General features: G+C 43.1%; 27 protein-coding genes and 1 pseudogene. 7 read left to right on the forward strand and 21 right to left on the reverse strand.

Going from position 1 to position 26,221, the window contains the following annotated elements; translation table 11 throughout:
• Positions 1-250, forward strand: a pseudogene (locus RMO55_RS18965) (MBL fold metallo-hydrolase); the annotation flags it as partial.
• Between the two features lie 46 nt (positions 251-296).
• Positions 297-1,352: a M15 family metallopeptidase gene (locus RMO55_RS18970; RefSeq protein WP_310429200.1), complete on the forward strand. Its 1,056-nt coding sequence runs from the start codon at positions 297-299 to the stop codon at positions 1,350-1,352.
• Positions 1,353-1,392: 40 nt separating this feature from the next.
• Here RMO55_RS18970 and RMO55_RS18975 read toward each other — a convergent pair whose 3' ends face one another.
• Entirely contained in the window at positions 1,393-2,076 is a 684-nt protein-coding gene (locus RMO55_RS18975; RefSeq protein ID WP_310429202.1) for a Uma2 family endonuclease, read from the reverse strand.
• Positions 2,077-2,186: 110 nt separating this feature from the next.
• Here RMO55_RS18975 and RMO55_RS18980 point away from each other — a divergent pair, with 110 nt between their 5' ends.
• Positions 2,187-3,251, forward strand: a complete 1,065-nt coding sequence (locus tag RMO55_RS18980; protein ID WP_310429204.1) for an RNA ligase (ATP) — start codon at positions 2,187-2,189, stop codon at positions 3,249-3,251.
• A gap of 180 nt (positions 3,252-3,431) precedes the next feature.
• On the opposite strand, the gene RMO55_RS18985 is transcribed toward RMO55_RS18980, so the two are convergent.
• From RMO55_RS18985 to RMO55_RS19025, 9 genes are all read right to left on the reverse strand, one after another.
• On the reverse strand, positions 3,432-4,502 hold the full coding sequence (locus RMO55_RS18985) for an ATP-dependent 6-phosphofructokinase (RefSeq protein WP_310429206.1): 1,071 nt from the start codon (positions 4,500-4,502) through the stop codon (positions 3,432-3,434).
• Between the two features lie 128 nt (positions 4,503-4,630).
• Positions 4,631-5,578 carry a hypothetical protein gene (locus RMO55_RS18990; RefSeq protein WP_310429208.1) on the reverse strand — a complete coding sequence of 316 codons (948 nt, stop codon included), beginning with the start codon at positions 5,576-5,578 and terminating at the stop codon, positions 4,631-4,633.
• Between the two features lie 59 nt (positions 5,579-5,637).
• Positions 5,638-6,015, reverse strand: a complete 378-nt coding sequence (locus tag RMO55_RS18995; RefSeq protein WP_310429210.1) for a hypothetical protein — start codon at positions 6,013-6,015, stop codon at positions 5,638-5,640.
• Between the two features lie 41 nt (positions 6,016-6,056).
• Entirely contained in the window at positions 6,057-7,241 is a 1,185-nt protein-coding gene (locus tag RMO55_RS19000; protein WP_310429212.1) for a hypothetical protein, read from the reverse strand.
• Between the two features lie 33 nt (positions 7,242-7,274).
• Positions 7,275-7,661 (reverse strand): hypothetical protein, encoded by a 387-nt coding sequence (locus tag RMO55_RS19005; protein WP_310429214.1) that lies wholly within the window; start codon positions 7,659-7,661, stop codon positions 7,275-7,277.
• Between the two features lie 213 nt (positions 7,662-7,874).
• A complete protein-coding gene (locus RMO55_RS19010) occupies positions 7,875-8,777 on the reverse strand; it encodes a 3D domain-containing protein (protein WP_310429216.1) in 903 nt (300 codons plus the stop codon).
• Positions 8,778-8,828: 51 nt separating this feature from the next.
• Complete coding sequence (locus tag RMO55_RS19015) at positions 8,829-9,668, reverse strand: peptidoglycan-binding protein (protein ID WP_310429218.1); 840 nt, start codon at positions 9,666-9,668, stop codon at positions 8,829-8,831.
• Between the two features lie 63 nt (positions 9,669-9,731).
• Positions 9,732-10,514: an N-acetylmuramoyl-L-alanine amidase gene (locus RMO55_RS19020; RefSeq protein ID WP_310429220.1), complete on the reverse strand. Its 783-nt coding sequence runs from the start codon at positions 10,512-10,514 to the stop codon at positions 9,732-9,734.
• A 273-nt stretch (positions 10,515-10,787) separates the two neighbouring features.
• Positions 10,788-12,806 (reverse strand): S8 family serine peptidase, encoded by a 2,019-nt coding sequence (locus RMO55_RS19025; protein WP_310429222.1) that lies wholly within the window; start codon positions 12,804-12,806, stop codon positions 10,788-10,790.
• A gap of 268 nt (positions 12,807-13,074) precedes the next feature.
• Between RMO55_RS19025 and RMO55_RS19030 the strand changes: the two genes are divergently transcribed.
• The gene (locus RMO55_RS19030; protein WP_310429224.1) at positions 13,075-13,701 is read left to right on the forward strand and encodes a hypothetical protein; all 627 of its coding nucleotides are present in this window, start codon (positions 13,075-13,077) and stop codon (positions 13,699-13,701) included.
• A 41-nt stretch (positions 13,702-13,742) separates the two neighbouring features.
• Here RMO55_RS19030 and RMO55_RS19035 read toward each other — a convergent pair whose 3' ends face one another.
• The 3 genes from RMO55_RS19035 to RMO55_RS19045 all read right to left on the reverse strand — a co-directional run bounded on the left by RMO55_RS19035 (position 13,743) and on the right by RMO55_RS19045 (position 15,862).
• Positions 13,743-14,504 (reverse strand): DevA family ABC transporter ATP-binding protein, encoded by a 762-nt coding sequence (locus RMO55_RS19035; protein ID WP_310429226.1) that lies wholly within the window; start codon positions 14,502-14,504, stop codon positions 13,743-13,745.
• Positions 14,505-14,604: 100 nt separating this feature from the next.
• The gene (locus tag RMO55_RS19040) at positions 14,605-15,057 is read right to left on the reverse strand and encodes a nitrate reductase associated protein (protein ID WP_310429228.1); all 453 of its coding nucleotides are present in this window, start codon (positions 15,055-15,057) and stop codon (positions 14,605-14,607) included.
• A 160-nt stretch (positions 15,058-15,217) separates the two neighbouring features.
• Positions 15,218-15,862: a TetR/AcrR family transcriptional regulator gene (locus RMO55_RS19045; protein ID WP_310429230.1), complete on the reverse strand. Its 645-nt coding sequence runs from the start codon at positions 15,860-15,862 to the stop codon at positions 15,218-15,220.
• Positions 15,863-16,042: 180 nt separating this feature from the next.
• Between RMO55_RS19045 and RMO55_RS19050 the strand changes: the two genes are divergently transcribed.
• Positions 16,043-17,485 (forward strand): HlyD family efflux transporter periplasmic adaptor subunit, encoded by a 1,443-nt coding sequence (locus RMO55_RS19050; protein WP_310429232.1) that lies wholly within the window; start codon positions 16,043-16,045, stop codon positions 17,483-17,485.
• A gap of 130 nt (positions 17,486-17,615) precedes the next feature.
• Positions 17,616-18,773: an ABC transporter permease DevC gene (gene devC / locus RMO55_RS19055; protein ID WP_310429234.1), complete on the forward strand. Its 1,158-nt coding sequence runs from the start codon at positions 17,616-17,618 to the stop codon at positions 18,771-18,773.
• 142 nt (positions 18,774-18,915) lie between these two features.
• On the opposite strand, the gene RMO55_RS19060 is transcribed toward devC, so the two are convergent.
• The 4 genes from RMO55_RS19060 to RMO55_RS19075 all read right to left on the reverse strand — a co-directional run bounded on the left by RMO55_RS19060 (position 18,916) and on the right by RMO55_RS19075 (position 21,994).
• Entirely contained in the window at positions 18,916-19,374 is a 459-nt protein-coding gene (locus RMO55_RS19060; RefSeq protein ID WP_310429236.1) for a hypothetical protein, read from the reverse strand.
• 402 nt (positions 19,375-19,776) lie between these two features.
• Positions 19,777-20,541 carry a glucosamine-6-phosphate deaminase gene (locus RMO55_RS19065; protein ID WP_310429237.1) on the reverse strand — a complete coding sequence of 255 codons (765 nt, stop codon included), beginning with the start codon at positions 20,539-20,541 and terminating at the stop codon, positions 19,777-19,779.
• 296 nt (positions 20,542-20,837) lie between these two features.
• Positions 20,838-21,017, reverse strand: a complete 180-nt coding sequence (locus tag RMO55_RS19070; RefSeq protein WP_310429239.1) for a hypothetical protein — start codon at positions 21,015-21,017, stop codon at positions 20,838-20,840.
• An 8-nt stretch (positions 21,018-21,025) separates the two neighbouring features.
• Entirely contained in the window at positions 21,026-21,994 is a 969-nt protein-coding gene (locus tag RMO55_RS19075) for a serine/threonine-protein kinase (RefSeq protein WP_310429241.1), read from the reverse strand.
• Between the two features lie 240 nt (positions 21,995-22,234).
• Here RMO55_RS19075 and RMO55_RS19080 point away from each other — a divergent pair, with 240 nt between their 5' ends.
• A complete protein-coding gene (locus tag RMO55_RS19080; RefSeq protein ID WP_310429243.1) occupies positions 22,235-23,116 on the forward strand; it encodes a rhodanese-related sulfurtransferase in 882 nt (293 codons plus the stop codon).
• Here the strand turns inward: RMO55_RS19080 and RMO55_RS19085 are convergent.
• The 4 genes from RMO55_RS19085 to RMO55_RS19100 form a co-directional block, all read right to left on the reverse strand.
• The gene (locus tag RMO55_RS19085) at positions 23,113-23,253 is read right to left on the reverse strand and encodes a hypothetical protein (protein ID WP_310429244.1); all 141 of its coding nucleotides are present in this window, start codon (positions 23,251-23,253) and stop codon (positions 23,113-23,115) included. The genes RMO55_RS19080 and RMO55_RS19085 overlap by 4 nt on opposite strands.
• 192 nt (positions 23,254-23,445) lie before the next feature.
• Entirely contained in the window at positions 23,446-23,880 is a 435-nt protein-coding gene (gene arfB, locus RMO55_RS19090; protein WP_310429246.1) for an alternative ribosome rescue aminoacyl-tRNA hydrolase ArfB, read from the reverse strand.
• A 177-nt stretch (positions 23,881-24,057) separates the two neighbouring features.
• A complete protein-coding gene (locus tag RMO55_RS19095; RefSeq protein ID WP_310429248.1) occupies positions 24,058-25,146 on the reverse strand; it encodes a tyrosine-type recombinase/integrase in 1,089 nt (362 codons plus the stop codon).
• Positions 25,147-25,769: 623 nt separating this feature from the next.
• The gene (locus RMO55_RS19100) at positions 25,770-25,958 is read right to left on the reverse strand and encodes a hypothetical protein (protein WP_310429250.1); all 189 of its coding nucleotides are present in this window, start codon (positions 25,956-25,958) and stop codon (positions 25,770-25,772) included.
• Between the last annotated feature and the right edge of the window lie 263 nt (positions 25,959-26,221).

The raw sequence follows: 26,221 nt of genomic DNA on the forward strand, positions 1-26,221 counted from the left end.
AGTTCTATTATATAAACACAAGTTCCTATTTACTGGCGATCATCTTGCTTTCAGTCGCCGCCTCGGACATTTGGGAGCCTTTCGAGATTTCTGTTGGTATTCCTGGGCAGAACAGCTTAAATCTATGCAAAAATTAGCTGAATATGATTTTGAATGGGTTTTACCAGGTCATGGCAGACGTTATCATGCAGATGTAAAAACTATGCGCGAGCAGATGCAGAAATGCGTTAATTGGATGGCAACTGTTTAGTTAGTAGGAATTTATTACCTAGAGAACTTGAGGAATTGAACAAGACATGCCTGAAGACGAAAATATTAAAATAACAACCGATCCAACTTCAAGTGAAAGAGAATTTGCGCTGAAGGAGAGGGAGCTTGCTCTAAAGGAGAAAGAAGTTGAAGCTAAAATCAAGCATGATAATAAAGGATTATGGTTTACTTCACCTTTGATTCTTGGAGTTATAACTGCATTTTCTGGTTTGATTGTCACAGGGATTGGTGCATTTCTTCAAAGCAATGCAAATCTTAATTTGGAAAGAAATAAATTTGAATATACCTTAATTCAAAAAGCACTTGAAACGCCGAGTCAAGATTTGCGAGTGAAAAATTTAAAATTCTTGGTTGATATTGGTGTCATTCAAAGTTTGAAAGGTGATAAATTAAAAGATATTGCTGAAAAAGATCCTCAAAGTTTACCAACCTATAACACTGTAGCTGCTTTAACACCTGAAGTAACTAATGGAGTCATAAGTGAAAAGGTTCGTGAACTCGATCGTCAGATTTTATTTATATTGCAAAGAGATTATCCTAATTCTCTTGTGACTTTCAGTGACAACACAAATGTAGAATTAAATCATTCTACTCTTCCACTTTTGCAACCAGCCGCGAAGTTAGCTCTAGAAAAAGCTATTAAAAATCGTGGTAAAAAATTAACAGTTAATGCTGCGTATAGATCGATTATTTCGCAACACATAATTTATAGCTACTATAAGCAAGGAATAGGTGGTATAGCACTAGCAGCTACACCTGGGAAAAGTAATCATCAGACTGGTTTAGCAATTGATATTGGAGATGCTGAAGGCTGGAAATCTTATTTAGAAGCTGAAGGTTGGAGTTGGATGGGGAAAAGCGATCCAGTTCATTTTAGTTTTAGTGGATCGGAAAGTCTCGATATTGGAACACTTTCAATTAAATCTTTTCAACAGCTTTGGAATCTCAATCATCCACAAGATAAACTTACCGAAAATGGTCTTTATGATTCAGAAACTGCAAGCCGCATAAAGCAAGCTCCACCAAATGGATTTCCTAAAGGTGAGAAATGCTCGACAAAATGCGGATTCAAATCTCCTTAATTTTTATGATTGAGTAAAATAATATTGTTTAATTATTCTCTTATTCGATCGATCCTACAAATACCTCAAGATTTTCTAATTGAGCGGCGAACCAAAGTGCAGCATTACCATTAACATTATCCATCTGCATCAGAGTTTCTTCTAATAATTGAATTGGCAATCCGGTAAGTGCAGTAGATTCAGTACACTCATGATATTTACCATCAACCAACCGAAAGGCAAAAACCTGCTTTCCTCTGACATCAACTACCCAATATTCAGGAATTTCTAAACTTAGATAGAGTTGTTTCTTTCGATCCAAATCGGTTGCTAGAGTAGTATCAGAAATTTCTACAATCAAATCTGGTACCCGCCATTGACTGAGATCGACTCGGCGCGAACCACCTTGGTACTGAGGAGAGTTTTCTCCAATATACACGACTTCATCAGGTGCAGCTCCTTGAGTTTGTGGTTTTTCCAGCACGCAACCACCAAGTAGATCGAATTTGACATCTCCTTGTTTGGCAAACCAACTATACAAGAGCATTGTGAGCAATTTATTAAATCGTGCGTGATTGATACCTTCGTTACCCATATCCTCAATCCAAATTACGCCTTGATGAAAAAATACTCGCTCTGGCTGACTATGGGGGTTTTCGACATGGAAAAGATAATCCTCCCAAGTAGCCGATTGTTGTCGATTGCTGACTTCGACATTTGCTGATGTGCTGATAATAGCTGTCATGGGAGATTACCTCGCAATCTGGTGCTGTAGAGACGATTGAAAAACAGAATTCTTAGTTTATATCTTAAACTATATATATATATGCAGAGTCTATTCACTCACATCTAGACATGAGTACGATTAAAGTCGAAGTTTGCGAAATTTTGGAGATTAAACCCCATGATAATGCCGATGCGCTGGAATTAGCTACAGTTCAAGGTTGGCAAATGTGCGTCAAAAAGGGCGTGCATCAACCAGGCGATCTAGTTGTTTATTTCGAGCAAGGAACTGTTCTGACAAAAGAAGTTGCCGATCGATTGAATGTCGGTGCGTATCTATCTGAAAAAACCGATATTAATGGCGATCGAGTGTTAGTAGTTCACCGGATTAAATTACGCGGCGAACCATCGTTTGGATTGGTAGTTCAGCCAGAAGCGGGGATGGAATTAGGTGCAGATGTCGCCGAGTTTTATAGTGCGACTAAATACTATCCACCGATTAAAGCACAAGCTGGAGATAGTGCGAGTGACGATCCTTATTTCCCTAAATATACCAACCTGGAAAATATGCGAAGCTACCCCAAATTATTAGAAGAAGGGGAATTAGTTATCGCGACAGAAAAAGTCCACGGGTCTAATTGTAGAGTTGGGTTTGTTTGGCATACTGACGAAGAACAGCCGACAATTATGGCTGGTTCCAGAACTTTACGGCGCAAAGAACCAGAAGAGCCAACTGAAATGGTGGCAAATACTTACTGGTTTCCCCATACATTAATTGGAGTCAAAAATCTCCTAGCAGATTTGCAAAGTCAAGGACATAAACAAGCTATTTTGTATGGTGAAGTTTATGGGCAAGGAATTCAAGCTTATACCTATGGTGAGAAAAGAATGAATTTCCGCGCCTTCGATCTGATGTTGGATGGTAAATATGTCGATTATCCCATTTTTAAATCTCTGTGCGATCGACATCATGTAGAGCAGGTTCCATTAGTATATGAGGGTGTTTTTTCTCTCGAAGTTATCAGAGAATTTTCTGATGGTAATTCGCTAGTCGGTGGTACACATGGTAGGGAAGGCGTAGTTGTTAAACCGATCGTAGAAAGAGACGATCCTAAGTCGGGCAGGGTAATCTTAAAGTATATTGGCGATCGATATTTGTTTGGTAAAGTTGCCGAACAAGATACTACCGACGTATAGGTGTTCGATCGTCATTACGATTTTGGGTAGGGGCAATGTCTTGTCTCGCTGTCTTGTCTCGATAAACCCTCGGGTAACCCGAGGAGCGCGAGCCGCTGTCTTGTCGTTTTTTTATTCGGGGGTTCCCCCCGAATAAAAACGCCGCTTCATGAATTGCCCCTTCTCCAAATTTGACTTATTTTAATCGCCCAAATATATGCCCAAACCCCGCGCAGTTTTCACCAGCGTACTTTGAGGATTAACCGCACAGTATAGGGAGATCGCCTCTTCGATCGGCACGCTAATTACTTCCCGCCGTTGCCATGCTACCATTCGATCGAACTTCTCCTCGGCAATCAGATCGACCGCAGCGACCCCAAACGCCGACGCAATCAATCGATCGAGTGGTGAAGGCATCCCCCCACGTTGGGTATGTCCCAAGGTAGTTACCCGCGTTTCTGCCCCACTTTCAGCAGCAATTTTGGTCGCTAAATAGTGCCCGATCCCGCCATAGCGATTGGTATCCACCTGGACTATTTCCCCGCATTCAGTTTTCACTGCTTCCGAGACGATAATTAGGGAATAATTCTTCCCCTCAATTTGACGCATCCGAATCCGCTCGCAGAGATTTTCGATCGTGTAAGGAATTTCGGGAATCAGAATTACATCCGCACCCCCAGCAATTCCCGCACTAATGGCGATATGTCCCGCGTCGCGCCCCATCACTTCCAGAATCATCGCCCGCGAGTGACTAGCGGCGGTAAAGTGGAGCCTGTCGAGTGCTTCGGTGGCAATATTTACCGCCGTATCAAAACCGATCGAGTGTTCGGTGACTCCGACATCGTTATCGATCGTCTTAGGGATAGCTACAAAGTTCATCCCACCCTGTTGACAGATTTTTCGTAAGATGGCGAGGCTACCATCGCCACCAATGCCTACAAGGGCATCTAGCCCCAATTGGTGATAACCTTCAATAATCTCTGGAGATCGATCGAGCAATTCCCCATCTTCCATCGGAAAGGCGAAAGGATTCCCCTTATTCGTGGTACCCAGATAAGTACCACCCATCACCAATAGTCGATCGACCAAAGGTATTGTCAATTTTACCGCACCGATCGGGCGTTCCATCAAACCTTGAGTCGCGCGGAAAATCCCGATTACTTCCCAATTATAAGTATCGATCGCCCGATGGACGACAGCCCGAATTGCGGCATTTAATCCAGCACAATCACCGCCGCTGGTGAGAATACCGATCCGTTTAGGAGGAGCCATAGCAAAGAGTGAGTGAACTTGCAAAATATTTCGCAACTTACTATCTATATCCGAGACCCGATCCCGATCGATAATTTATTTACGTCTTTTAATCTTTCAGAACAAAGTGTAATAATTGCTCCAGTGTTCTAAGTCGATCGAATTACCCGTGCGATCGTTTTGCTTACTAATGAGCTAGTCCAATAACTAGCATGAGCTTCTCCACCTTGAATTATTGACAATATACTTTGATTTGCAAATTGTAGCCAAGAATTAGCAGGAGTCATCACATCTTCGATTTCAACAAATTGATTAGACTCATCCAGCGATAAATCCATCACACCTTTTAATGGATAGGCAATTGGATCGCCTGGATGAGTATAATTAAACCAAGGTAAAGGTTTACCTGTTTTTTCATACAAAGAACTTAGAAACTCTTTTAGTTTCGGTGTCAGGTTAAAACTCTTTGCACCAGAGGCATTGAGTAAATTAAATAGTGAAATTGGCGATCCCATTGTATGAATGCTCGCGATCGGAATGCCAAAATCTTTAATCTCTGGCTTGCCAATTCCAAAAAAACTACTGCGAAGATTATCGACAGCTTCACGAATATCTGAAGTAAGGCTAGCATCTTCCCAGCGATCTGCAAACATAATGTCGAATAAAATAACAGTACCCCAACTATGGGTAACTAGATGTAATCGATCGCCATCTTCTGGTGACTTGTGCTTCATTTCATCTAGATTGACTCCAATTTGCTCTAATGCTTGTGCTGTCATCTGTTTAATAATCTCAACGCTCACCTTACGGCTTAAATAGAGCGCAGCATCACCAACAAAAGGAATAACCTGAGTCGTCCGAAATTCTTTAAACCAAAAATCTTTCCAGGTAGGCGAAGCATCGAGTCCTTCCATCAGTAAGCTTATCGGTCTTTCAGCTACATCTCCCCAAAATAATATAACTGGCTCGATCGTCCTCGCTGAATTCTCCTTCATCTCAGCTTTGATTTTAGTAAACATTTCAGTAGCTTGCCGATTAAAGTCAGCTTCAACTCTAGTATTTACGCCATGAACAAAGATAATGTAATCCGTTGCCATAATAGATTAGCTCCAAACAAAATTTCTAGCAAGATTATCAAATACTATATTTTTGAAAATTAACTTTTCTCAGCTTTTTCATTTGGCGAACGATCTTTATCTTTTTTAATTGATAAAGTACCTGAAGATATGAAAAAATATCCAGTAATGGCAGTTGCAAACGGTGTGATAAATGCATAGAGAGAACTAGAAGTCTTATTGACTGTCTCGTTCGCATCTTTGGTTAGAGCAATTCGATCTTTATCTCCAGGCGGAATAGCCGCAATTTTTTCAGCGAAAGCTACACTATTGCTAAATTGCGAACAAATCAGCCATCCTAAAACATACCAAGTGCCACAGGCGAGAGCAGCAGCAACAGTCAACTTAAAACTTTCTCTCCACTCTGAGGGAGTATTGTATTCTACAATCTTTTCAAGAAACTCATTAAATACGCCCATAAATACCTCTGAAATTATTTATCAATTGTTGTCATACTAGTTTAGTTATTACCTGCTGGGCCGAACTCCCATCTAATGCCAGAGTTAAATCTAAAATCGCCACCATTTTGACGACCGATATCGTTATTAAACGAAAATATTAACCAGAGGTTTTCTTTGGGAACAACTTTTTGTTCTAATCCAACTCCCAAAGACAAGTAGCTATTTGATGTACTTCCTTGTCTATTCTCAATGTTATATGCTGCCTCTAATGAAAATTGTGAATTTGTTTCTTCACCCATCCTGATTCGAGTACCCAATAGTAGAGTATCTCCATTAAAAAAAGCACCTTTTGAATCGGCAATTCTTTCCCCACTGCGGTATGCACCATGAAAGATTAATTGAGAATTACCACCAATACCTTCTCGATAGGTAGTCCACACGCCCATTCCATCTCCGCGTAAATCTGAATATCTCCCCGTTGGCGTAATAAAACTGGTACCGACTGCGACTGTCCAGATTGGCTGTTGTTCTAGGCGATTAATTTCAACAGTATATTCTGGCGATTCTTTAAACTTTTTAAGTTCTTTCCCAATTTCTTTGTTTTGTTCGTCGGTTGTTAGATCGCCAAAACTTGCTTGCTCTGTAATGGTTTTGGCAAAATTCTCTAGCTTTTTCAAGTATTTTTCATCCATCCGTCGATCGCCTTTGTTAATCAACTTAAATTGAGCGGCTAATCCAACACGAGCGGTATCACTTGCGGTTTCTTTGTGAGTAGCAATAGAAAAGGATGTATTAGATAAAAATTGCGGTAATCCTCCCTGTTGATATTCTTCAAGGGTCATGCCAGAACCCCGAAAAATTAAATATGGAACTGTATCTATTGCAATACCAGTTGCAAATTTTCCATCTGAATTTAATCCATTTAATAAATTGGTTGATAATGCTCCAGGCGTTGAGATATTTGGAATTTTTGCAGTAGAAGAACCAATTAATTTACCCGCAGGAGAATCAGGGATTGCAAAATCTCGCTGAGACCAACCAATTGGTTGCTTTCCTGCAAAAGGAGTGATACTTTGAGCAATTTGGGTATTGAGATTGTTCGATCGAGTCCGCTGTTTGCTATCTGTTGCATTAACTCTCGAATCGAAACTTAGATCGATAAAAGTATCTGCTAAGACAGCAGTTGTACCTAAATTAATTAATAAAAGTGACAAAAAAAGATCGATTGCAAATATTTTTTTCATGATTTAGTCCTAAATGCTAAAAGTAGTTATTATTTAGGCAAGGGTGAAAGTTTGTGAAAAGAAAATGAACTCGACATCTCGATCTATTTTGTTGTCACTCTTGCGCTCGATAACTGTTCCGTCTTGTGTTATTTCTAGATCGAACGAACAATTTATTTGCTCATCTCCATCTACATCTAGGAATAAGACATTGTAACGAATTTCAGCACCTATTAAGTCTGAGATCGAACTGCCACTTCCTAAATATATTGATGGATCTATCTCGATAGGACTCGGGGCAATGGGATTGTTTGTAATTGTCTTAATTTTCAGCCACTGCTTTGCGGGAGGTTTTCTGATAAATAGCGTACAAGTGCCAGATTCAATTCCGCCAAATCTAGCACTAATAATTGGTTTAGAACCAGCAGGATTTAAAGACATATATTTTTTGTTTCGTAAGTATCGATTCGAACTATTTGAAATTTGATAGCTTACAGTTTACTGCGAACTCGATCGAGTTGTCAGTGAGAAAAAGTGAGTTGTTAATCGCAGATCTTGTTAAGATTTGCAAATAAGTATTGAAGATAGTAGTTGAGGCAGAAATGCGGACTTTGCATCATGAGCGGAGATTTTAGTCTTTAGGCTCTTCAGGTATTAGGCTATATGGGCTGCTTTTAATTTATCGATAATCGAATCACTAGTGATGATAAAAGCCTCGAAGATTGCGGTATTTACGCTTTTGACAAAGGGGAAGGGATTTGTATCTGCTACACCAATAAAAACGTCAATATGATGATCTTTAATCGCGCCGCCGACATCAGCAGCCAAGAAATAACCATCATGTGTGTCAGTTTCTCCACTGGGCAAAATCACTTTTATACCTCTCGCACTAGGAATATAAATTACAGTACCGATCGCAATATCAGTTCGATCGACGGCAATACTCCGATATGGCACTAGTTTTAATCCATTAACTCCTTCCCCAAACTTTCCTTTAGATATAGCAAATCGACTTTTATTTGTTTTCTCGATCGTTGTCAAATTGGGAAAAAAGGGGCGACAATCGACTTGAGATGTTGCCCCCACACCTGCAAAATTAAAGGTTTTAACTTTGCCATCGGCAGTACGCACGCTGACAGTACCTTCTAATGCGGCATTACACCAATCTCGATCGGCTAATTTGACCCCCAATTTATTACCACTGATGTCCAATAAGTCAACACCATTAGGATTGTCATCGACTTCGGGAATATAATAAAAAGTTGCCCAGAGATCTAGATTATTACCAATGATGCTATTATCTGGCTGGGGAAAACTAAATTTTGTTGATGCAGCTAGAAAAGATTTACTCACAAATCCTTCTAAAGTATTGCCATTGACAATAGTGCGGACTTTCCACCATTTTTCACTAGCTGGTTCGCTGCCAATTCGCGTCACGATTTGACCTTTTGGCAAAACTACCTTGTTATTATCAGAATCGACTACTTGGTTATCAGGAGAAACTACTGGAGATGAACGTAAATTCAATCCTGATGAAATAACTTTAAAATTACTCATGGTTTAAATTAGGAATTGGGTTGAGAATAAAAATTAACTCACAGATTGGATTTAATTGGGAATACCCAGTTCTCGACGAGTTGCCAATCCGACTACTTTATCTACGGATAAATTACGATTTGCTTGAAATTTACCTACAGCATCGGCAGTTTTTGAATCGTAAATACTATTGATATCGGTACTTTGAAGTAACGCCACATTAACTAGTGCTTGTTGGACTTTGCGAACATCATCTCCTTGGAGTGGTGGATTGACAAGTTTTAGTAATCTTGCAGTGGGAAATCCTGCCGCAGGCGATCGATTCATTCTGGCTGCTGTTTGTGAGCCAAAATCCCCATCAACCGTAATTAGATCGCCAGGATTAGACTTATTCCACAAACGTTGAAAAGCCTTAACACCAATATCACCGATATCGTTTCTACCACCACCGCGATAGGTAAAATGGAATCGATCGTTATCACCTAAATGATCCCAATCTTCATCTTCTAATTCGCTTCGCCATGTGGCATTAGCGGGATCTGGTACATCGATCGCTAAACCATCTTCATGATTGCTCTTACCAGGTGTTGCAGCTAAACTAATTCCACATTTTCCCTGTTTATACCAACTAAATAATAGATGTTGTTGAGCAACTGTTCGATAAGCGGAAGTGATTGTTAACGATTCTCCCTTAGCACGAATAACTCGTCGTAAGGCATCTTTTGCACCTGGCTGTAGATACAAATTAACTGCCGGAGTAGCTGAATCGATATTCAAGTCATCAAAACTGACTAAAACATTAGGAATGATGATGTTCATTTCAGCAATGATTTGCAAACTTAATTTGCGAACTGATGCGGTGCTGCAATTGCCATTAGCCGAACTAGTAATAATTTCACCAACCGTGCTCATATTCCATCTATTCCTTGTAATTCAAATATTAATTCATGAAAAATCTAAAATTAGAGTCGATTTTTAATTTGGTTCGACCCTGCCAAATTTCTCGAAGATAAAATGTTTGTCCCGATTTGCCTTGCTTTTATCCGGCCATTTTACCCACCAGTGTCTCTCTTCAAACCCAAAATCAAGAACGGGATAATTGCCTGGATCGATATTGACTAAAGATGCAGGTGGTAATTCCGATCCTTGCTCTGTAGATGGTTTGAGAATGGTTGCCGCTGAAATTTTGAGAATTCCCGAGCGAGAATTTCCCTCGTCTTCATTATCGCCAATCAACCCATCTTTAATCGCTTCAGCAATCCGATCGGCACCAACACTGTTAAATAAATTCATATCCGCAGTTGAATCTAAAAAGCAGACTTCAATCAAGATTGCAGGCATTGATGTATTCTTCAATACAAAGAAATTAGCCGATTTAACTCCTTTATTCTTAAATCCTAAATTGGCAATTTTCCCGAGTACTGGTCGGGCGATCGCTGCAGCTATATTACTAAGTGCATAAATCTCACAGCCGATTGCGCTGTCTGTAGTTGCCGTACCATCTAAAAACTTGTTAAAGTGAATTGAAACAAAAATATCGACAGCACTACTATTAGCTTTATCTACTCTTTTCCTCAGCGATTCTCCCAGAGTACTCGCACTATTGGGCGTGCAATTAACAACACTATGTCCAGCACTGGCTAACTTTGCCATTAATTTACGCCCAACATCCAAGGTCAATGGATCTTCCCTTTTAATGCCGATCGCCCCAGTATCTTCAGGTGGGCAATTATGACCGCAATCAATTCCAAATTTCATTTTTCGATCTCCTAATTTCTGGTCGCAAGTAGTTGCAGGCGTAAATCATCTATTCCCGACCAAATAATACACTTAACCCGATCGACCTGTCAGTGAGAAAAAGTGAGTTATTTATTACAGATTTTATCAATTTTTGTAAAGAAATAGCCGATATAGTAGCTTTTATCTGTCGAAACCAAAAAATACAACTTTTATAAAAAAGAGTAGCAATTGCTACTCCAGATGTTGATATATTTAGCCGATCGGCTATTCGAGTCGATCGAGAATGAGACACTATGCATTTGTTACTTTAGCAATCAATCGCCAAGAGTTGAGCTGTCCCGCATCGATTCTCCATGTATCCACCACCCGTAAAGTCCAAGTTCCACCGATGGACTTCCCGACCAACCCATTTAATGCTGGTAATAGAGAGGCTGTATAAATCGTGCGCAGATCGTTTTGAGTACCACCGCTGCGATCGTGTAAAGATACCGAAGTGCCATTTGGTGCCAAAATATCAACTTGCAGGTCGCCAATATAGGTATGTGTGATGTCAACACTAATCCGCAGATCGGTAATAATCCCCGTTTGTGAAACCTCCAATTTGCTAAAAATAGGACTGCCTGCATCGGGAATTGCCATGTTTGCCGTAACAGGTAAATCGACGGTTGTACCCGTCGGTACTGCGGCTTGAACGGCTTTAAAGGCATTCACCTTGCCATGACCGAACCACAGACTAAAACCGCTCACAAAGTCACCAGGTTCATTAACAGGTGTTGCCGATTCGATTTTGAGGTCTTTATCTGCTGTTTGTTGTAATATTTGCTTGACTTGCAACGCGGTCAGATTGGGATTGCGAGACAGGATCAGTCCACAGACACCTGCTACAGTGGGAGTCGCGCTCGATGTTCCGCCAAATCGATCGGTATAACGAGAGCTTGGAGTAAAACCTAGACCGACATCTTCATTGTCCGTCGTTACGATCCCCAGACCACGCGGAGTCGATGCGGCTAAATCGTCAAAGTTATTTGATGGCGCACACACACAAATCTCCTTCCCCCAGGAGGAATAAGCCGAACGGGTTTTCAGTGAAGTCGAGGCACTAACCGTAATCACGTCGGGATGAGCGGCAATCCAGCGATCGATCGGGCCGCCATAATTGACAACGCCGCCAAATTGATTACGGTACTTGTAATTTCGCGTATTGTTTAAATCTTTAACTGGACAATTATTATTACCAGCCGCCACGCAAATAACTAAACCTTTGCCACGTTTTCCGCCTGTCTGTGCCAAGGTAGAGAGCGTTTCTGAAAATGCACGACTAAGTGGGTAGTTGGTCGGTCCATAGCCCCAAGAACAGGAAACAATATCTGCTTCTCTAGAGATGCGCTTAAATAATTGAATCATGGCGGCATCATCAAAAGCGAGCGGAAAACGTACTGCCAAAAATGCACATCCAGGAGCTGCTCCAACGGTTCCTTGTCCGTTATTCTCGGCGATGGCAACTCCAGCACAGGGTGTGCCGTGATAATCATCCCCCTGTGGCGAGACATCCTCTGTATAAAAAACCGTTCCATTGCTCTCGAAAGCATTTAATTTACCGACAATTTTGCCAGTCCCTGCAAAATCGGGGTGAGTCAGATCGAACCCATCATCGGCTACACAAACCACAATATCTCGCGAACCACGAGTAAGATCCCAAGCTTCCGGCGCGAAAATACCCGTTCCAGCGACTAGATCTGTTCCATTCTGTGGGGCGTTGAGATGCCATTGTTTGGGAAATAATTCGTCTGTGGGAATAAAGGCAAACTTTTGTAGTTGATGAACTAAATTTGGTTCGGCATACTCTACATCCCCACGAGCCGCTGCGAGATTGGCTGTTTTGATCGCGTTCCGATTTGTCGCCGTTGTGACTCGAACTAGCAGCGTGTTTTGGCCTAGATCTTGAACTAGTTCTAATTTTTCAGCTTCTAATAATTCTTGAATCGCTAGTGGTGAAGTTCCAGGTTTAAATTTGATGAAGAATGTATCGGTAATCAGATATTTAGCATCGGGTGCCCCTGGCGTTTGATATACATGGTGAACAACATTATCTAATTCGCGTAATTGAGCCATCGATCGATCTCGATCTCCCGATACAGTCGCCCGAATCAAACCAGAGCCGACTGGATTCATTCTCTCTAACGATACTCCTGCTTCGTCCGCTATCGTTCTTGCTGTTTCTAAATCGGGCGCATTTAGCGTGATATCACTTGCTGTCTGCTCGATCTGAATTTTGCGACCGCCCTGCCAAAAATAGTTGTTGTTAGACATGATGATTTAAATCTAGATTTATGGCTACAGCATACTTCCAGATCGATCGCGTTGTCGGTGAGAAAAAGTGAGTTATTAAGCTAGTATTATATGAATTTTTGTAAAACAAGCTACAGGTAGTAGTAAGCGACAATGGTATAGTGCTTATACATAAATACCGAATCGAATAGATAGAATTTATTAGAAAAGTCGATTCTGTCACTCAGGAGCATAAAAAAACTCCTGACCAATTTGATGGTGCAAAAGATAACTTTTTAACTAGTATCTTATGACTGGACAGCAAGCGGTAAAATTAATCGATCGACTCCTAGATCGATCGCAAGCACAAAGACTCAACGATTTACAATCGACGATCGTCTTGGCAACTTGGGAGGGTAGTACCTATCGATCGATCGCCGATCGATTGTCATACGATCTGGACTATATCAAGCAAATTGCTGCCCGCTTATGGAAATCGCTTTCTGGTTTGTTGGACGAAACTATTTGTAAAAGTAATATTAGATCTGTATTAGAACGTTGTCAGGAATCGATTCCAATCGCCGATTGGCGCGAACCACCGCTCGGGAAGGGAGACTGCATCACCGCTCTTGCCGACTGCGATGGCTCAGAAATAGAATTACCAACGGCAGAAACTTGGATGATTAGCGATCGCATGACCACGATCGCTTTTTTGTGCTCTAGTGAAATCAATACAATGCCCCAATCGCTGAAACTCGATCGACAGGTGCAACATCAGATTGAATCATTAATTTATCAAAACTCTTATAAACCGTTTACCCCAAACATTTTAATGAATAAGATTTTGTCTGTTTTAGCGGTTAGGAAGACAGGCAAAAACGCTGTCAATTGTTTGATTGTTAATTGTTACTTCGATCGATCGATCATTGACAATTAATACCGATCGTTTTGAGTCAGTGTTAATGATCGATTATTTGTTTAGCTGTCACTAACGGTGAGGACATCGTTTTGCGCCAGACAACCATCTTCGAGATGGACGATCCGATCGGCAACATCCAAAATCCGGTTATCATGTGTCACCATCAGAATTGTTGTCCCTTGTTCTTTGGCTAACTTCTGCATAATTTCGACGATTTCTCGTCCCGATTTCCCGTCTAGAGCAGCAGTCGGTTCGTCGGCTAGCACCAGCTTAGGATGGCTCATCAGGGCACGGGCGATCGCGACGCGCTGTTTTTGACCCCCAGAGAGGTTATCGGGGTAGTAGGACTTGCGATCGCTCAATCCGACGGCATCGAGCATTTCAATTGCCCGCTCTTTAACTTCTTTACTACTCATATTATCGTGGAGTTGTCCCGCCATTTGGACGTTTTGTTGGGCGGTGAGGGATTTGAGCAGGTTGTGCGCTTGGAAGATATAACCGATATTTCGCCGCACTGCAATTGTTTGGCGTTTGCTAGCACCGACCATTTCGACTCCCAATACTTTCATGCTACCTTCTTGCGGCGATCGCAAGCCACCAGACAATGTTAGCAGCGTGGTTTTACCGGAACCAGATGGTCCGGTCATCAGGACGATTTCCCCTTTACCAATTTGGAGGTTAATATCGAAGAGGACTTGTTTTTTGAGGTTGCCTTTACCAAAGTAATGATTGAGTTGGTTGACTTCGACGACGATATTATTTGCAAGATTACCGCTATCAATATTTACTAGTTCTGATTCTTTCTGTTGGAATTTCAGCATCGGATTTAGGATCTGTAGGGGAGGGTTTATGAATTCGATCGGGACGAAGCTAGAAACTTAATTCAAACCCGCCCTTCCACACTAGCAATGTTAAAATGATTTAATTTGACAATCCAAATTCTGTCAAGGCTGGTAGGAAGTTGTTATTTTCATGTTGCGATCGAGTTAATTTAATTAGTGCGAATCTTTGCAGTGGTGTCAGGTTTGCCCATTGAGTTAGGGTAATATTTACCTGTTGTTCGGTGGCTTTGGTGGCGATGCTGGTGGGGATTTCTCGATCGTTTAACCAGGGCGGGTGCGGATCGATCGATAGTAAACTAGCCTCATTTTTAGTATGTTGAAAAATTAATTTACTCACATACTCTTTATATGCAGCAATATCAGCAGCTTCTTCACATGGTAATTCAACTAACTGTTCGCATTCCGATTGACTAAAATGATTCCATTCCGCTAACTTTAATTTCACACCACAAGTATCCAATTTCAGTCGCACAATCATCGGAATGCACCGCAACGAATCAACAAAATCAGCTTCAAAATTAAAAAATGTCATGAATTAGTGGATAGTGAATAACGTGAGTTCGAGAGAAGGATCTCCATGCGGTCATTCTTCGCTCCGCTTGGCACCACCTGGGGATTCATCCCCAGGCTAACAGATCAAGTCCACTAAAGTGGACTGCCAGATTCTTTAGTCCACCTTAGTGGGTGTTGAGCTAATTTCTCACTCCTGCCATAATTAGATCGATCGATTCTTGGGCGTGACTTTGGAGTAATTCTTTGCCCAATAAACGTTTACCAGGCCAAAGATATTTAAGATTTTCTTGAGCGGTAAAATAGAACGAACAAGCACCGACAATATTCACCGCCGTGTGACGGGGTTCGAGTTGGCGAAAGACACCCTGACTCATTCCCTGCTCCAAAATTTTGACGATCGTTCCATATAGCAGATTTCCCAACTGCTTGGGATAATACTTACCCTTATTCTGAATTGCTTCTAAGCAGAGAATACTGCCTACTCGTGGATTTTCAGACATACATTCGAGCATTTGGGTGAGTAACCTGACTAGTGCCGCATCTGGCGGTAAGCAATCGAGTTGAAGATGCTCTGCCATGTCTAGCATACCCACCAAAGAACGTTCTAACACCGCCTGATACAATTCCTCCTTACTTTGGAAGTAATAGTAGATCATTGCCTTGGTCACGCCTGTCTGGGCGGCGATGGCTTCCGTGCGAGCTGCACTCAAACCCGTCACAGCAAACTCCGCCTCTGCTGCATCGAGGATTTGGGTCTTTGTCGCCTCTGAATTGCGAGTCAGATTTGTGGCTTTAATAGTCTTTTGCTTGTCGATCGCGGGCATTATAATAAGATGACGTAACCAGCCATTTAACTAACTGGTAAGTATAGAGCAGTGCTGATAATCCTATTATGTCATAGCTTTCAGGAATTGTATCTTAATTGACACATTAATTATTTTCAGTTAAACTAACTAACAGGTCAGTAAACTTCCAAAGGCGAAGAGAGGAAAAACTTAAGAGCTATGTCAGAAGATAACTTTGTCGTCGATAAATTTAAGAGCCTCAATCCCCTCAGCCGCTGGATTGCCGTTGGAGCCTCTGTTGTAGGGCTGCTGATTTTGCCAGCCGGATTACACTATTCGGGGATGTTGGCGCAGAAGCCGTCAGCGGCGGTAACTCCAGGGAGTAAAACTGAGATTGCCAAGCAGGATACAGCCAAAGCTGTGACTGCATTAGGGCGGTTGGAGCCATTGGGCGAGGTGATTAAAATTTCGGCACCTAGTACCCAAGGTGGGAAAGGGACTCTGGCAGAATTACGGGTGAAGGAAGGCGATAAAGTGACGCGGGGACAAATAATCGCGGTGCTGGATAATCGTCAACGGTTGGAAGCCGCTTTTGCCAAAGCGCAAGAGGATGTCAAGGTATCTCAGGCTAATCTGGCGAAGGTTAAAGCTGGTGCGAAGCAGGGCGAAATCGGTGCCCAACGTGCCGAAATTACCCGACTGGAGAGTCAGCTCAAAGGTGATGGGGCGACGTATGTAGCGACGAAAGCGCGGTTGGATGCTCAACTCAAATGGGAACCCGCCGCTCAAGCTGGCAAAATCCAAGTTCTCACCGTGCAACTAGCTGGCGAAAAGCCCACTCAAACAGCCACATTGCGCCGCCTGCAATCTCAACTAGGCAATGCCGAGGTCGATTATAAACGCTATCAACAATTGTATGTGGAGCGGGCGATCGAAGCGACGAAAGTCGATGCCAAACGCCTGGAAGTCGAAACCATCCGCCAACAATTAGCCGAAGCTCAGTCTAAATACAATCAGACTGTCGCCATGCTCAACCAGCAGATTATTGAAAATCAAGCGACTAAAAATAAAATTACCACCACCACCCAACAACAAATCGTCGAAGCTAAAGCCAACTATGACAAAACCCTAGCGACTACCACCCAACAAATCGCCGCAGCTAAAGCCACCCTCAATAAAATCTCCGAAGTTCGCAGCGTCGATGTCGTTGGCGCACAAGCCGAACTCGCCCGCGCTCGAGCTACCGCTCGTCAAGCCCAAGCCGAACTAGCCGAAGCTTACGTTCGCGCTCCCAATGCTGGTGAAATCCTCAAAGTCCACTCTCGTGCGGGTGAATCTCCTAGCGACAAAGGAATTGTGGAAATGGGACAAACCAGTCAAATGGTGGCGGTGGCAGAAGTCTACGAAAGTGATGTCCGCAAGCTCAAAGTCGGGCAAACTGCGAGCATCAAAAGTGAAAGTGGGGCATTTGGTCAAAATCTACGCGGAACTGTCAGTTATATCGGACTCCAAATCGGCAAGCAGGATGTCCTAAATACCGATCCTGCCGCTGATTCTGATTCGCGGGTAGTCGAAGTCAAAATTGCGATCGATCCCACTGATAGCACAAATGTCAGAGGACTAACTAATTCTAAGATTGCCATTACAATTAACACAAATTAGTGGTTTATTGGCTAGTGGTTTATTGGTTCGATCGTAGGGAGATCGCTGTCCACCCTACAAGACATTTTCTGCTTAATTACCATCCATCATCCACCATCCACCATTCACCATCTACCATCCACTAATTTAGATGTTTAAAAAAATCCCTCTTGCCTGGTTACAACTGAGTCATGAGAAAATCCGGTTGCTAGTAGCGATCGCGGGCATTAGTTTTGCTGATATTCTCATGTTTATGCAGCTCGGATTTCGCGATGCTTTATTCGATAGTGCCGTCAAATTTCATACTAATGTCAACGGAGATGTCTTTCTCGTCAGCCCCCAATCGACGGCATTAATTGCCATGAAATCATTTCCTCGACGCAGACTATATCAATCCCTTGCCTTCAAAGATGTCGAATCAGTCACCCCCATTTATCTGGGCTTTGGTATCTGGAAAAACCCAGTAGAAAAAAATACCCGTCAGATCATGATTATTGGCTTCAACCCCGCCGACAAAGAACTTTTTCAACTCCCAGGTGTGAGTGAAAATCTGGCAAAAATGCAACTGCCAGATACCTATTTATTTGATGAAAAATCTCGCGAACAATTTGGTCCCATTCCTAAAATATTTAATGCTGGCGAAAAAGTTCAAACCGAAATAGATGGGCGGAGAGTTGATGTGGGTGGTTTATTTACACTCGGTGCATCTTTTGGTGCCGATGGTAATTTGATGACGAGCGATACCAACTTCGCGCGTATGTTCAAAAGTCGAGATCGGGGGTTAATTGATGTCGGTGTGATTAAATTAAAACCAGGTGCAGATGTCCAAGCAGCAGTTGCTGAGATCGATGCTTATTTGCCCAACGATGTGAAAGTCATGTCGAAAGCACAATTCATCGACTTCGAGAAAAGTTACTGGCAAACTGGTACTTCCATCGGGTTTATTTTCACCCTTGGTACGGTGATGGGCTTTATCGTCGGGATCGTGATTGTTTATCAAATTCTCTACACGGATGTCGCCGATCATTTGTCTGAATATGCTACCCTCAAAGCGATGGGATATACCGATTTTTATCTCTTAACTGTCGTTTTTCAAGAAGCGATTATTTTATCGATCGTCGGCTTTTTCCCTGGCATGTTTGCCGCAGTTGGACTCTATACGATGACTCGCAATGCGACTAATTTACCACTAATGATGACCGTGGCTCGCGCGACTACAGTACTATTATTGACCGCGATCATGTGCATTATCTCTGGGGCGATCGCCGTTAGAAAACTTAGAGCCGCAGATCCAGCAGATATGTTCTAAGTTATCAGCTTAATTTCGGCGATCGAATTTGAAACAAACACCAATGCATAACGCCCACCACCTGGCTGGATGTACATTTCGAGCGTGTAAAAACTTTTAAGCATTTTTCAATCTTCAGACATTTTAGTAATGCAAGCTATCATTATTGAACGTCGATAACTAATATCTGTTTGATGATACCAGAACCAGAAGATTGCTGACTGATATTGGTATTTGTCCCTGTAAAGGTCAATGAGATTGTATCCTCTAATCGAGGTGAAGTTCCAGATATTTCTACTTGATAACTTCCCACCTTCATCATTGGAGCCAAATCTAATTCGATCGAGCCATTGACGATCGATTTTACCAATCTACCATTAATTTTCACATCTACTCGCTCCATATTCCCAGATCCTCGCACGCGGAGCAGATGTGGCTGACGTAAATCGGCTCGATCGAGACTAATCGTGGTAGATTGAACTTGTTCGCTATCTGAATCGGTGGTAATATTAACGCTACTTCCATCGACTGCTACTGCATTACAATTCACCTCTGTTGCCATTGTCACCACGGCATGACTCAGCACAATAGCACCAACAACTATCGACTTTAGAACTTTCATCGATTTTACCTCGATCGGGCTATTTTGACCGTCTAATCAATCGGTATTACTACTACGATAACGCAATTACTCATCGTCTAGATTCAGCAACTCACATCTTGCCTCAAAACACAGTTACTAGTGTTTAGTGGATGGACAGATGGATAGTTTTTGGTACTTATGAGTAAATTTTGAGGCTATTTTTATCAGTTTTTATGTACTGTCTTGTCACAGCGAGATCTGGAGGGAACCTCCGCCAGCGCGTTGGCACAGCCTCTCCGACAGGAGATACCGCTGGTGCAAGAGCTGAGTAGACTATGAAGGGGTATCGAAAACATATCATCTGACGAGGATCTCCAGTCTACAGGCATTAGTACTGCAGTACTAATGCCTGTAGACCAAAAATAACAATCGACGCGGGGATTAAATCCCACTACCAGCCGCTTCATCGAGATATAATATAGCTCCAGGATGCTGCCGCAAGATCGATGCTGGACATGCGGGACTAATTTCACCAGTCAGCATCGTTTGCACAATACTCGCTTTCCTCGCGCCCATTGCCAAACAGCAAATCTTCCGAGCTTGACAAATTGTCGGGAGAGTCAGGGTGAGTGCATATTGAGGAACGACTTCAATTCGATCGAAGAATCCGGTATTTACCTGTTGTTGTCGCGACTTATCTGCTAATTTTACCAATTTAACTGGATATCGATCGTTAAAATCCGCCACTTCAGGATCGTTGAAGGCAATATGTCCGGTCTCACCGATACCAAGAAAGCAAAGATCGATCGACTGTGCCGATAATAACTGATGGTATCGATCGCATTCAGCAATTGGTTCGACTGTATCGCCAGCTAAATAATTGAATTTACGAACATTGACTTTCTGTTCTACCAATTCTCGCATATATGTCTGAAAACTGGCTGGATGCGTACCGCTAATCCCCAAATACTCATCTAGATGAAACAGAGTTATCCTGCCCCAATCGATCTCGCCAAATGTCGTCAAATCCTTGAGCAACTTAATTTGTGACGCACCAGAAGCCAAAATAGCCGTAGCGAAACCCTGTCGTGCGATGACTTGGCTCAGATCAGACTGGGTTTGTTGGACTAGATGACTAACAATATCCGCCTCCTGACGATAAACCTCAACCTGCAAAGCATCTACTTGAAAAGTCCGTAATAACATAGTTGATAATTGATAATTGATAATTGATAATTGATGGATACCAGCATCAATTTATCTAGAGCAACCAAAAATTGCCTGCGTAGGGTGTGTTAGCGTCACCGCGAGCGTACCTATTAATCTGTCAGATTCTCTTAATTAACCCAAGTTGCTATCTAATAGAATGCCTACGATTGAAATCGTGGCTAACACTGCAAAGTCCGCCTACGCGGACTGATATATTTAGTCCGCGTAGGCGGACTTCGTATCACGAGCAGCGGTTTCTAACCGCTGGGGTTATAAGTAGCAACTTGGGTTAATTAGCCCTCTAAACCGACAAAATCGCGAATTACCTTACTGATACCATAAGTCACCCGAGACAACTTCTCAAAGTCGATTTTGTCGAGCGTATCCTCCCCTGTATGATAGTGGGGATAGCGAAAAGGTGCGGTATCGGTAATCATCAGTGCTTGATAACCCTGTTGCCAAAACGACCTCAAATAATTTATTATTCGACGATCGACTCACCACCAAAATTTACTGGAGAAGATTCGATGCGACTGACGATCGAGGCGGTACTAATCAAACCCAATCCAATCAGGACAGCAACAGCCATAATTTTACTAGTTAATAGTTGATTACTTTCTAGCTCGAGTAATCGATTGGAAAACACTTGACTGTCATCATCAAATTCGATCGATAATGTCTCTAGATCTGCTAACACTGCCATCGTACAGTTATATCGACAGGTGCGATCGACTCGGGTCATCTGCTCCAAAATCGTCGCCAATCGATCGCTAACACTCGTCAAATCTCGCCAGACAACCTCTTGCGATTGATTTTTAGGTAAATGCAGCGGATAATGTCCCGTGAGAAACTGAATTGCGGTCATCCCCAGGGAGTAAATATCACTACTAAAAGTCGCAATCCCTTCAGCTTGTTCGGGTGCGTGATAACCTGGAGTACCTATCACCGTAGTGGGATTTAATGAATCGCTATCCAAATCTTGAACCGCCCCAAAATCAATCAAACACAACTGTCCATTATCCCAGCGTCTGATAATATTAGCAGGCTTGATATCGCGGTGAATTGCTTGCTGCTGATGCACGTAACCCAATACCTTGAGCATCTCCCGCAGAAACCTAACTACCTTCGCCTCGCTCCACTGATGGCCGATCGTAAATTCCTTACTCAGATCGTCACCAGCAATAAAATCTTGCACCATAAACCGATCGCCCTGATGCTCGAAACACTCTACCATCTTGGGAATCTGATTGTGCTTAAACCGATCGAGGATTGCCGCCTCCAAATTAAATAACTGCAACATCCGAGGATGCTCGACTTTCGGACGCAATTGCTTGACTACACACTGAGGTTCTCCTGGTGCAGCCAGATTCTTGGCGAGATAAGTGTGCGCGAATCCACCTTTGCCGAGCCGTTTGATAATTTGGTAACGACCATCCACGATAATATTCATGGGTTGGGGATAGCACAAATTGCTATTAAAATTCTAAGTATATAATCGTTGATTCTATCGATTTAAACTGTATGCTATTAGACCGTTTGCGATCGCCATAGATTAGTAACTCTAATTTCCGCAATTTGTACTGTTAGTTAACTAAATTCCTAACGCTGTGAGCATAAAGCTTTGACAGCAAGACCGATCCCTGTAAACGATCTAGTTCAGATTAATAAATGCCAACTATAAGCCCTAATTATGGATCGAATTATTGCCGCTTTTTATAAATTTGTCACCTTAGATGACTACCCAGATCGTCGTCAACCCTTGCTAAAGCTCTGTCAGCAGCAGAACATCAAAGGGACGATTTTGCTGGCTGCTGAAGGCATTAATGGCACGATTGCGGGGACTCGATCGAGCATCGATACCATCCTCGCTTATCTCAGATCGGATACCTGTTTTGCTGACTTAGAACACAAAGAATCGATCGCGACGAAATCGCCATTCGACAGGCTCAAAGTCCGGCTCAAACAGGAAATCGTCACATTAGGCATCCCGACGATCGATCCTACCAATCTTGTCGGTACCTATGTCACACCCCAAGACTGGAACGAATTGATCTCCAACCCCGACGTACTTGTCATCGATACCCGCAACCAGTATGAAGTCGAAATCGGCACATTTAAAGGCTCGATCGATCCCCACACCAGCTCCTTCACCGAATTTCCCGCATACGTCGCCACCCATCTCGATCCGCACCAACACAAGCAAATCGCCATGTTTTGCACGGGCGGTATCCGCTGTGAAAAAGCCACATCTTACCTCCTCTCCCACGGCTTTGAAAACGTCTATCACCTTCAAGGGGGTATCCTCAAATACCTCGAAGAAATCCCCGCTACCGAGAGCCAATGGGAGGGAGAATGCTTTGTATTCGACGATCGAGTCGCCGTCACCCACGGACTAGAACCAGGCACCTATCAGCTCTGCTGGGGCTGCGGGAACCCCATTTCCGAGTCAGATCTCACCGCACCCCACTACGAACCTGGGATCTGTTGTCCCCGCTGCTACTTGACAATTACCCCCGCACAACGAGCCAGTCGGACTCAAAGGTGGCGACAACTTCAATTAGCTCAATCCTAGTATTGGGCTGCGTCAATTGAGACACATTCGGGGGCGGGTAAAGGTGGGGCATATCGATCGAATTGGCGTTGTTGTCTGGCAATCCAGGTGGCGCGGTGAATGACTTTGGATTCGCTCGCTTCTATATGATGTTGCACCTGCGGGGGCTTTAACGATGATACGGCGATCGGGGGTGAACTTCGCTCGCGAGAGTTTTGCAGGGGGAATATTCGAGGGCGAAGGTAATATTTTTACTCTTTGAATTAGTTGACTGGAGAGATTGCTCGGTAAACTAATTACCGCATCGAGATTTCCGATGCGAGATGGGCGTAAGTCTAGAGTATAGGTAATTATTCTACAACCTTCCGCAATGCCTTCATCTGAGATCGACGTTTCTTTTCTTCCAATCGTCGCCGCTGTTGTCCCTTGCTGGGCGTTCTGAGCTTGCGGGGCAATACAACAATATTTGTGGTCAAAATCAACGATCGCAATCGATCGAGAGCTTCTGCACGGTTGCGTTCTTGACTGCGATGTGCTTGGGATTTAATAATAATTATACCTTCACTAGTGATGCGGCGATCTCCTGACGGAGAGGCTACGCCAACGCGTAAATTCATCAGTCGATCTTTATATCGATCGGGTAATGATGATGCCACAATATCAAAGCGTAAATGAATTGCCGTCGCTACTTTATTGACATTTTGACCGCCAGCACCTTGCGCTCGAATGGCACTAAGCTCGATTTCGCTAAGTGGAATACTAAGGATTTGAGAAATCTGGAACATAGCAGCAATGGTCGATCTATTTGTGCGATTCTCTACGGGCTTCCGCCAACGCCAACGACATCGATGCGGGCGGGCATGAAGCACTTAATTTTAGCTCTAATCGGATCTGGACTGAAGATCGGGGACAAGACAAATGTTGGAACTTCGAGCGGTAGTTCTAATCTAGCTCTCCAAATCCTAAAGTAGATCGATACCAACTTTCAAAGCTGGATTATTTTCCCATCTGTCCCCAACGTGGGCATAAATCGCCGTAGTCCGAGGATCTGCGTGTCCCAATAAATCCTGCACCTGTCGTAAGGTCGCCCCATTCCGCAGGGCTAATGTCCCCGCTGTATGCCGCAAACTATGTGCTGAGAGCGTCCGCCCCTCCATATACTTGAGATTCGTCGCCTGAAGATATTTATCCACTACCTGTCGAATCCCCCGTCGCGATAATCGCTCCCCTCGCCCGTAATTACTAAGATTAATCAGCAGCGGACTATCCACCATCCAATCAAATCCATGCTCCCGCCGCGTTGTTAAATACTGCTCTAATATCTGCGCTAATTGGGGTGTCAATGGCACCACCCGCGTGTGTCGCTTACTACTGACTTTCAACCCAACCTTCTGGCCCTGACGTACCACATCGCCGATATTCAGCCGATGCATCTCGACAGTCCGCGTCCCTTCGAGTGTCATCACACCCAACAATAATTTATCCCGCAGCGTTTTCAAAGGGGTGGGAGTATCAATACTCGTTCCGTTCGCCGAGTGTCTGCCAACGCAGAGCGGCTGCGCCAACGACTGAAGCAAAATAGTAGCTTCTCCCTGCTCCAGATAAGTAATCCTCGCCGCCGGATCGATCGATTCTGCTGGCGGTTTAATCCCCCAGGCGGGATTACTCCCCATCAACCCATATTCCATCGCCGCATCATACAACCGACTAACTGCTGTCAATTTAATCGCGATCGTTTTCGGTTTATACCCCCGCTCCAATAACCACCACCGATAAATCTTCATCGTCTCCCGTGTCGCCGCTCTAGGGAGCAGCTTACTCTCCCGACACCACTCTAAATACTGTTTTACCTGGGTCCAATAAGTAACGATCGTATCGCCACTGGCACTCCCATTGGCAACGTCAAATTGCAAAAAGTTGGTAAAGACTCCAATCAATTCGTCGCAGTCGATTTCGACAACTGGCTCCGTCTGCTGCTCGGTGGTATCGACCATCTGCACTCGGTGGTAGTTATTTCTCTTATTGTATAAAATATCTGCTGGCTTTGTCATTATTTGTCACAAAACATCAAGTTTGCAACTTTCTATCTCCGACATTTCTCTCGATCGAGATCGATTTACATCTATTATTTTTCGTGCATATATAATAAACGTAAATATTTCCTATACTTATATATAAAAAATATCTACATTTATTATATATGCACACGTTGATAGCGCGACTGAAATTATATTCGGGCTATTAAAACCGCCAACAGATGATCGATACCCCAGCACCATTAACTAACCAAAACATCACAGGAGAGAGTCAGCGTTGCTGATTTACGGATTTTCCTGTTCTGCAACCATCGATCAAGGAAAGGAGAGGATACCCATAGTGGGAATAGGAAAATTGGGAGGAGGGGGATTTTCAGGTACTTATAGTTACACTTATAGGTACCTCAATTTTGCAAAGGAGGCACTGGTATTTTAGAGATAATTTCGAGCCAATTTAGATCGTAACCGTCTAGCCTACTGTCGGTAATCGCGGCTAGACGGTTACGATGCTTCTCCAGGAGAGTGATGATAATTATGCTGATAAATGTTGGTAGAAGAGAGATTGGGACTTCAAGAGTGTGATAATGCCTCTTTTCACACTCTTAATCCATCCCCATTTTGATTCGATTTTTGCCAGATTAACTATCGAATGATTGTCGCGATCGATTGCGAAAATAGACCGTTCTGAGGCGATCTCGATCGAGTTCTCCCATCACCTTTCGCGAGGAAATACCCTCGATCGCACTCTTGAACTTGTGGCAAAACATTTCTGAGGTAGAGGCAACTACCGGAATTGCCCTACCTCTTGCCAGCAATTCCAAATTCAAGATATTTTACCGATTTTCCACCAATAATTGATTTTTTGAGGTGGGTGGAAGCTCAAGAGTCTCGTTCGAGTCATTTTAAAAGCATTTTTTATTTTAAAACCGTATTTATTTTTCATATACGCATTTATTTTGCATAACGCTTTATTGATAAAATTAGTATAGACGATCACAAGTAGCGAAGAGCCACTTGTGATTGACTTACTCACATCTTGCACCAGCGGTATCTCCTGTCGGAGAGGCTGTGCCTACGGCAGGCTTTGCCA

The organism is Chamaesiphon sp. VAR_48_metabat_135_sub (assembly GCF_031418915.1).
Classification (GTDB): Bacteria; Cyanobacteriota; Cyanobacteriia; order Cyanobacteriales; family Chamaesiphonaceae; genus Chamaesiphon.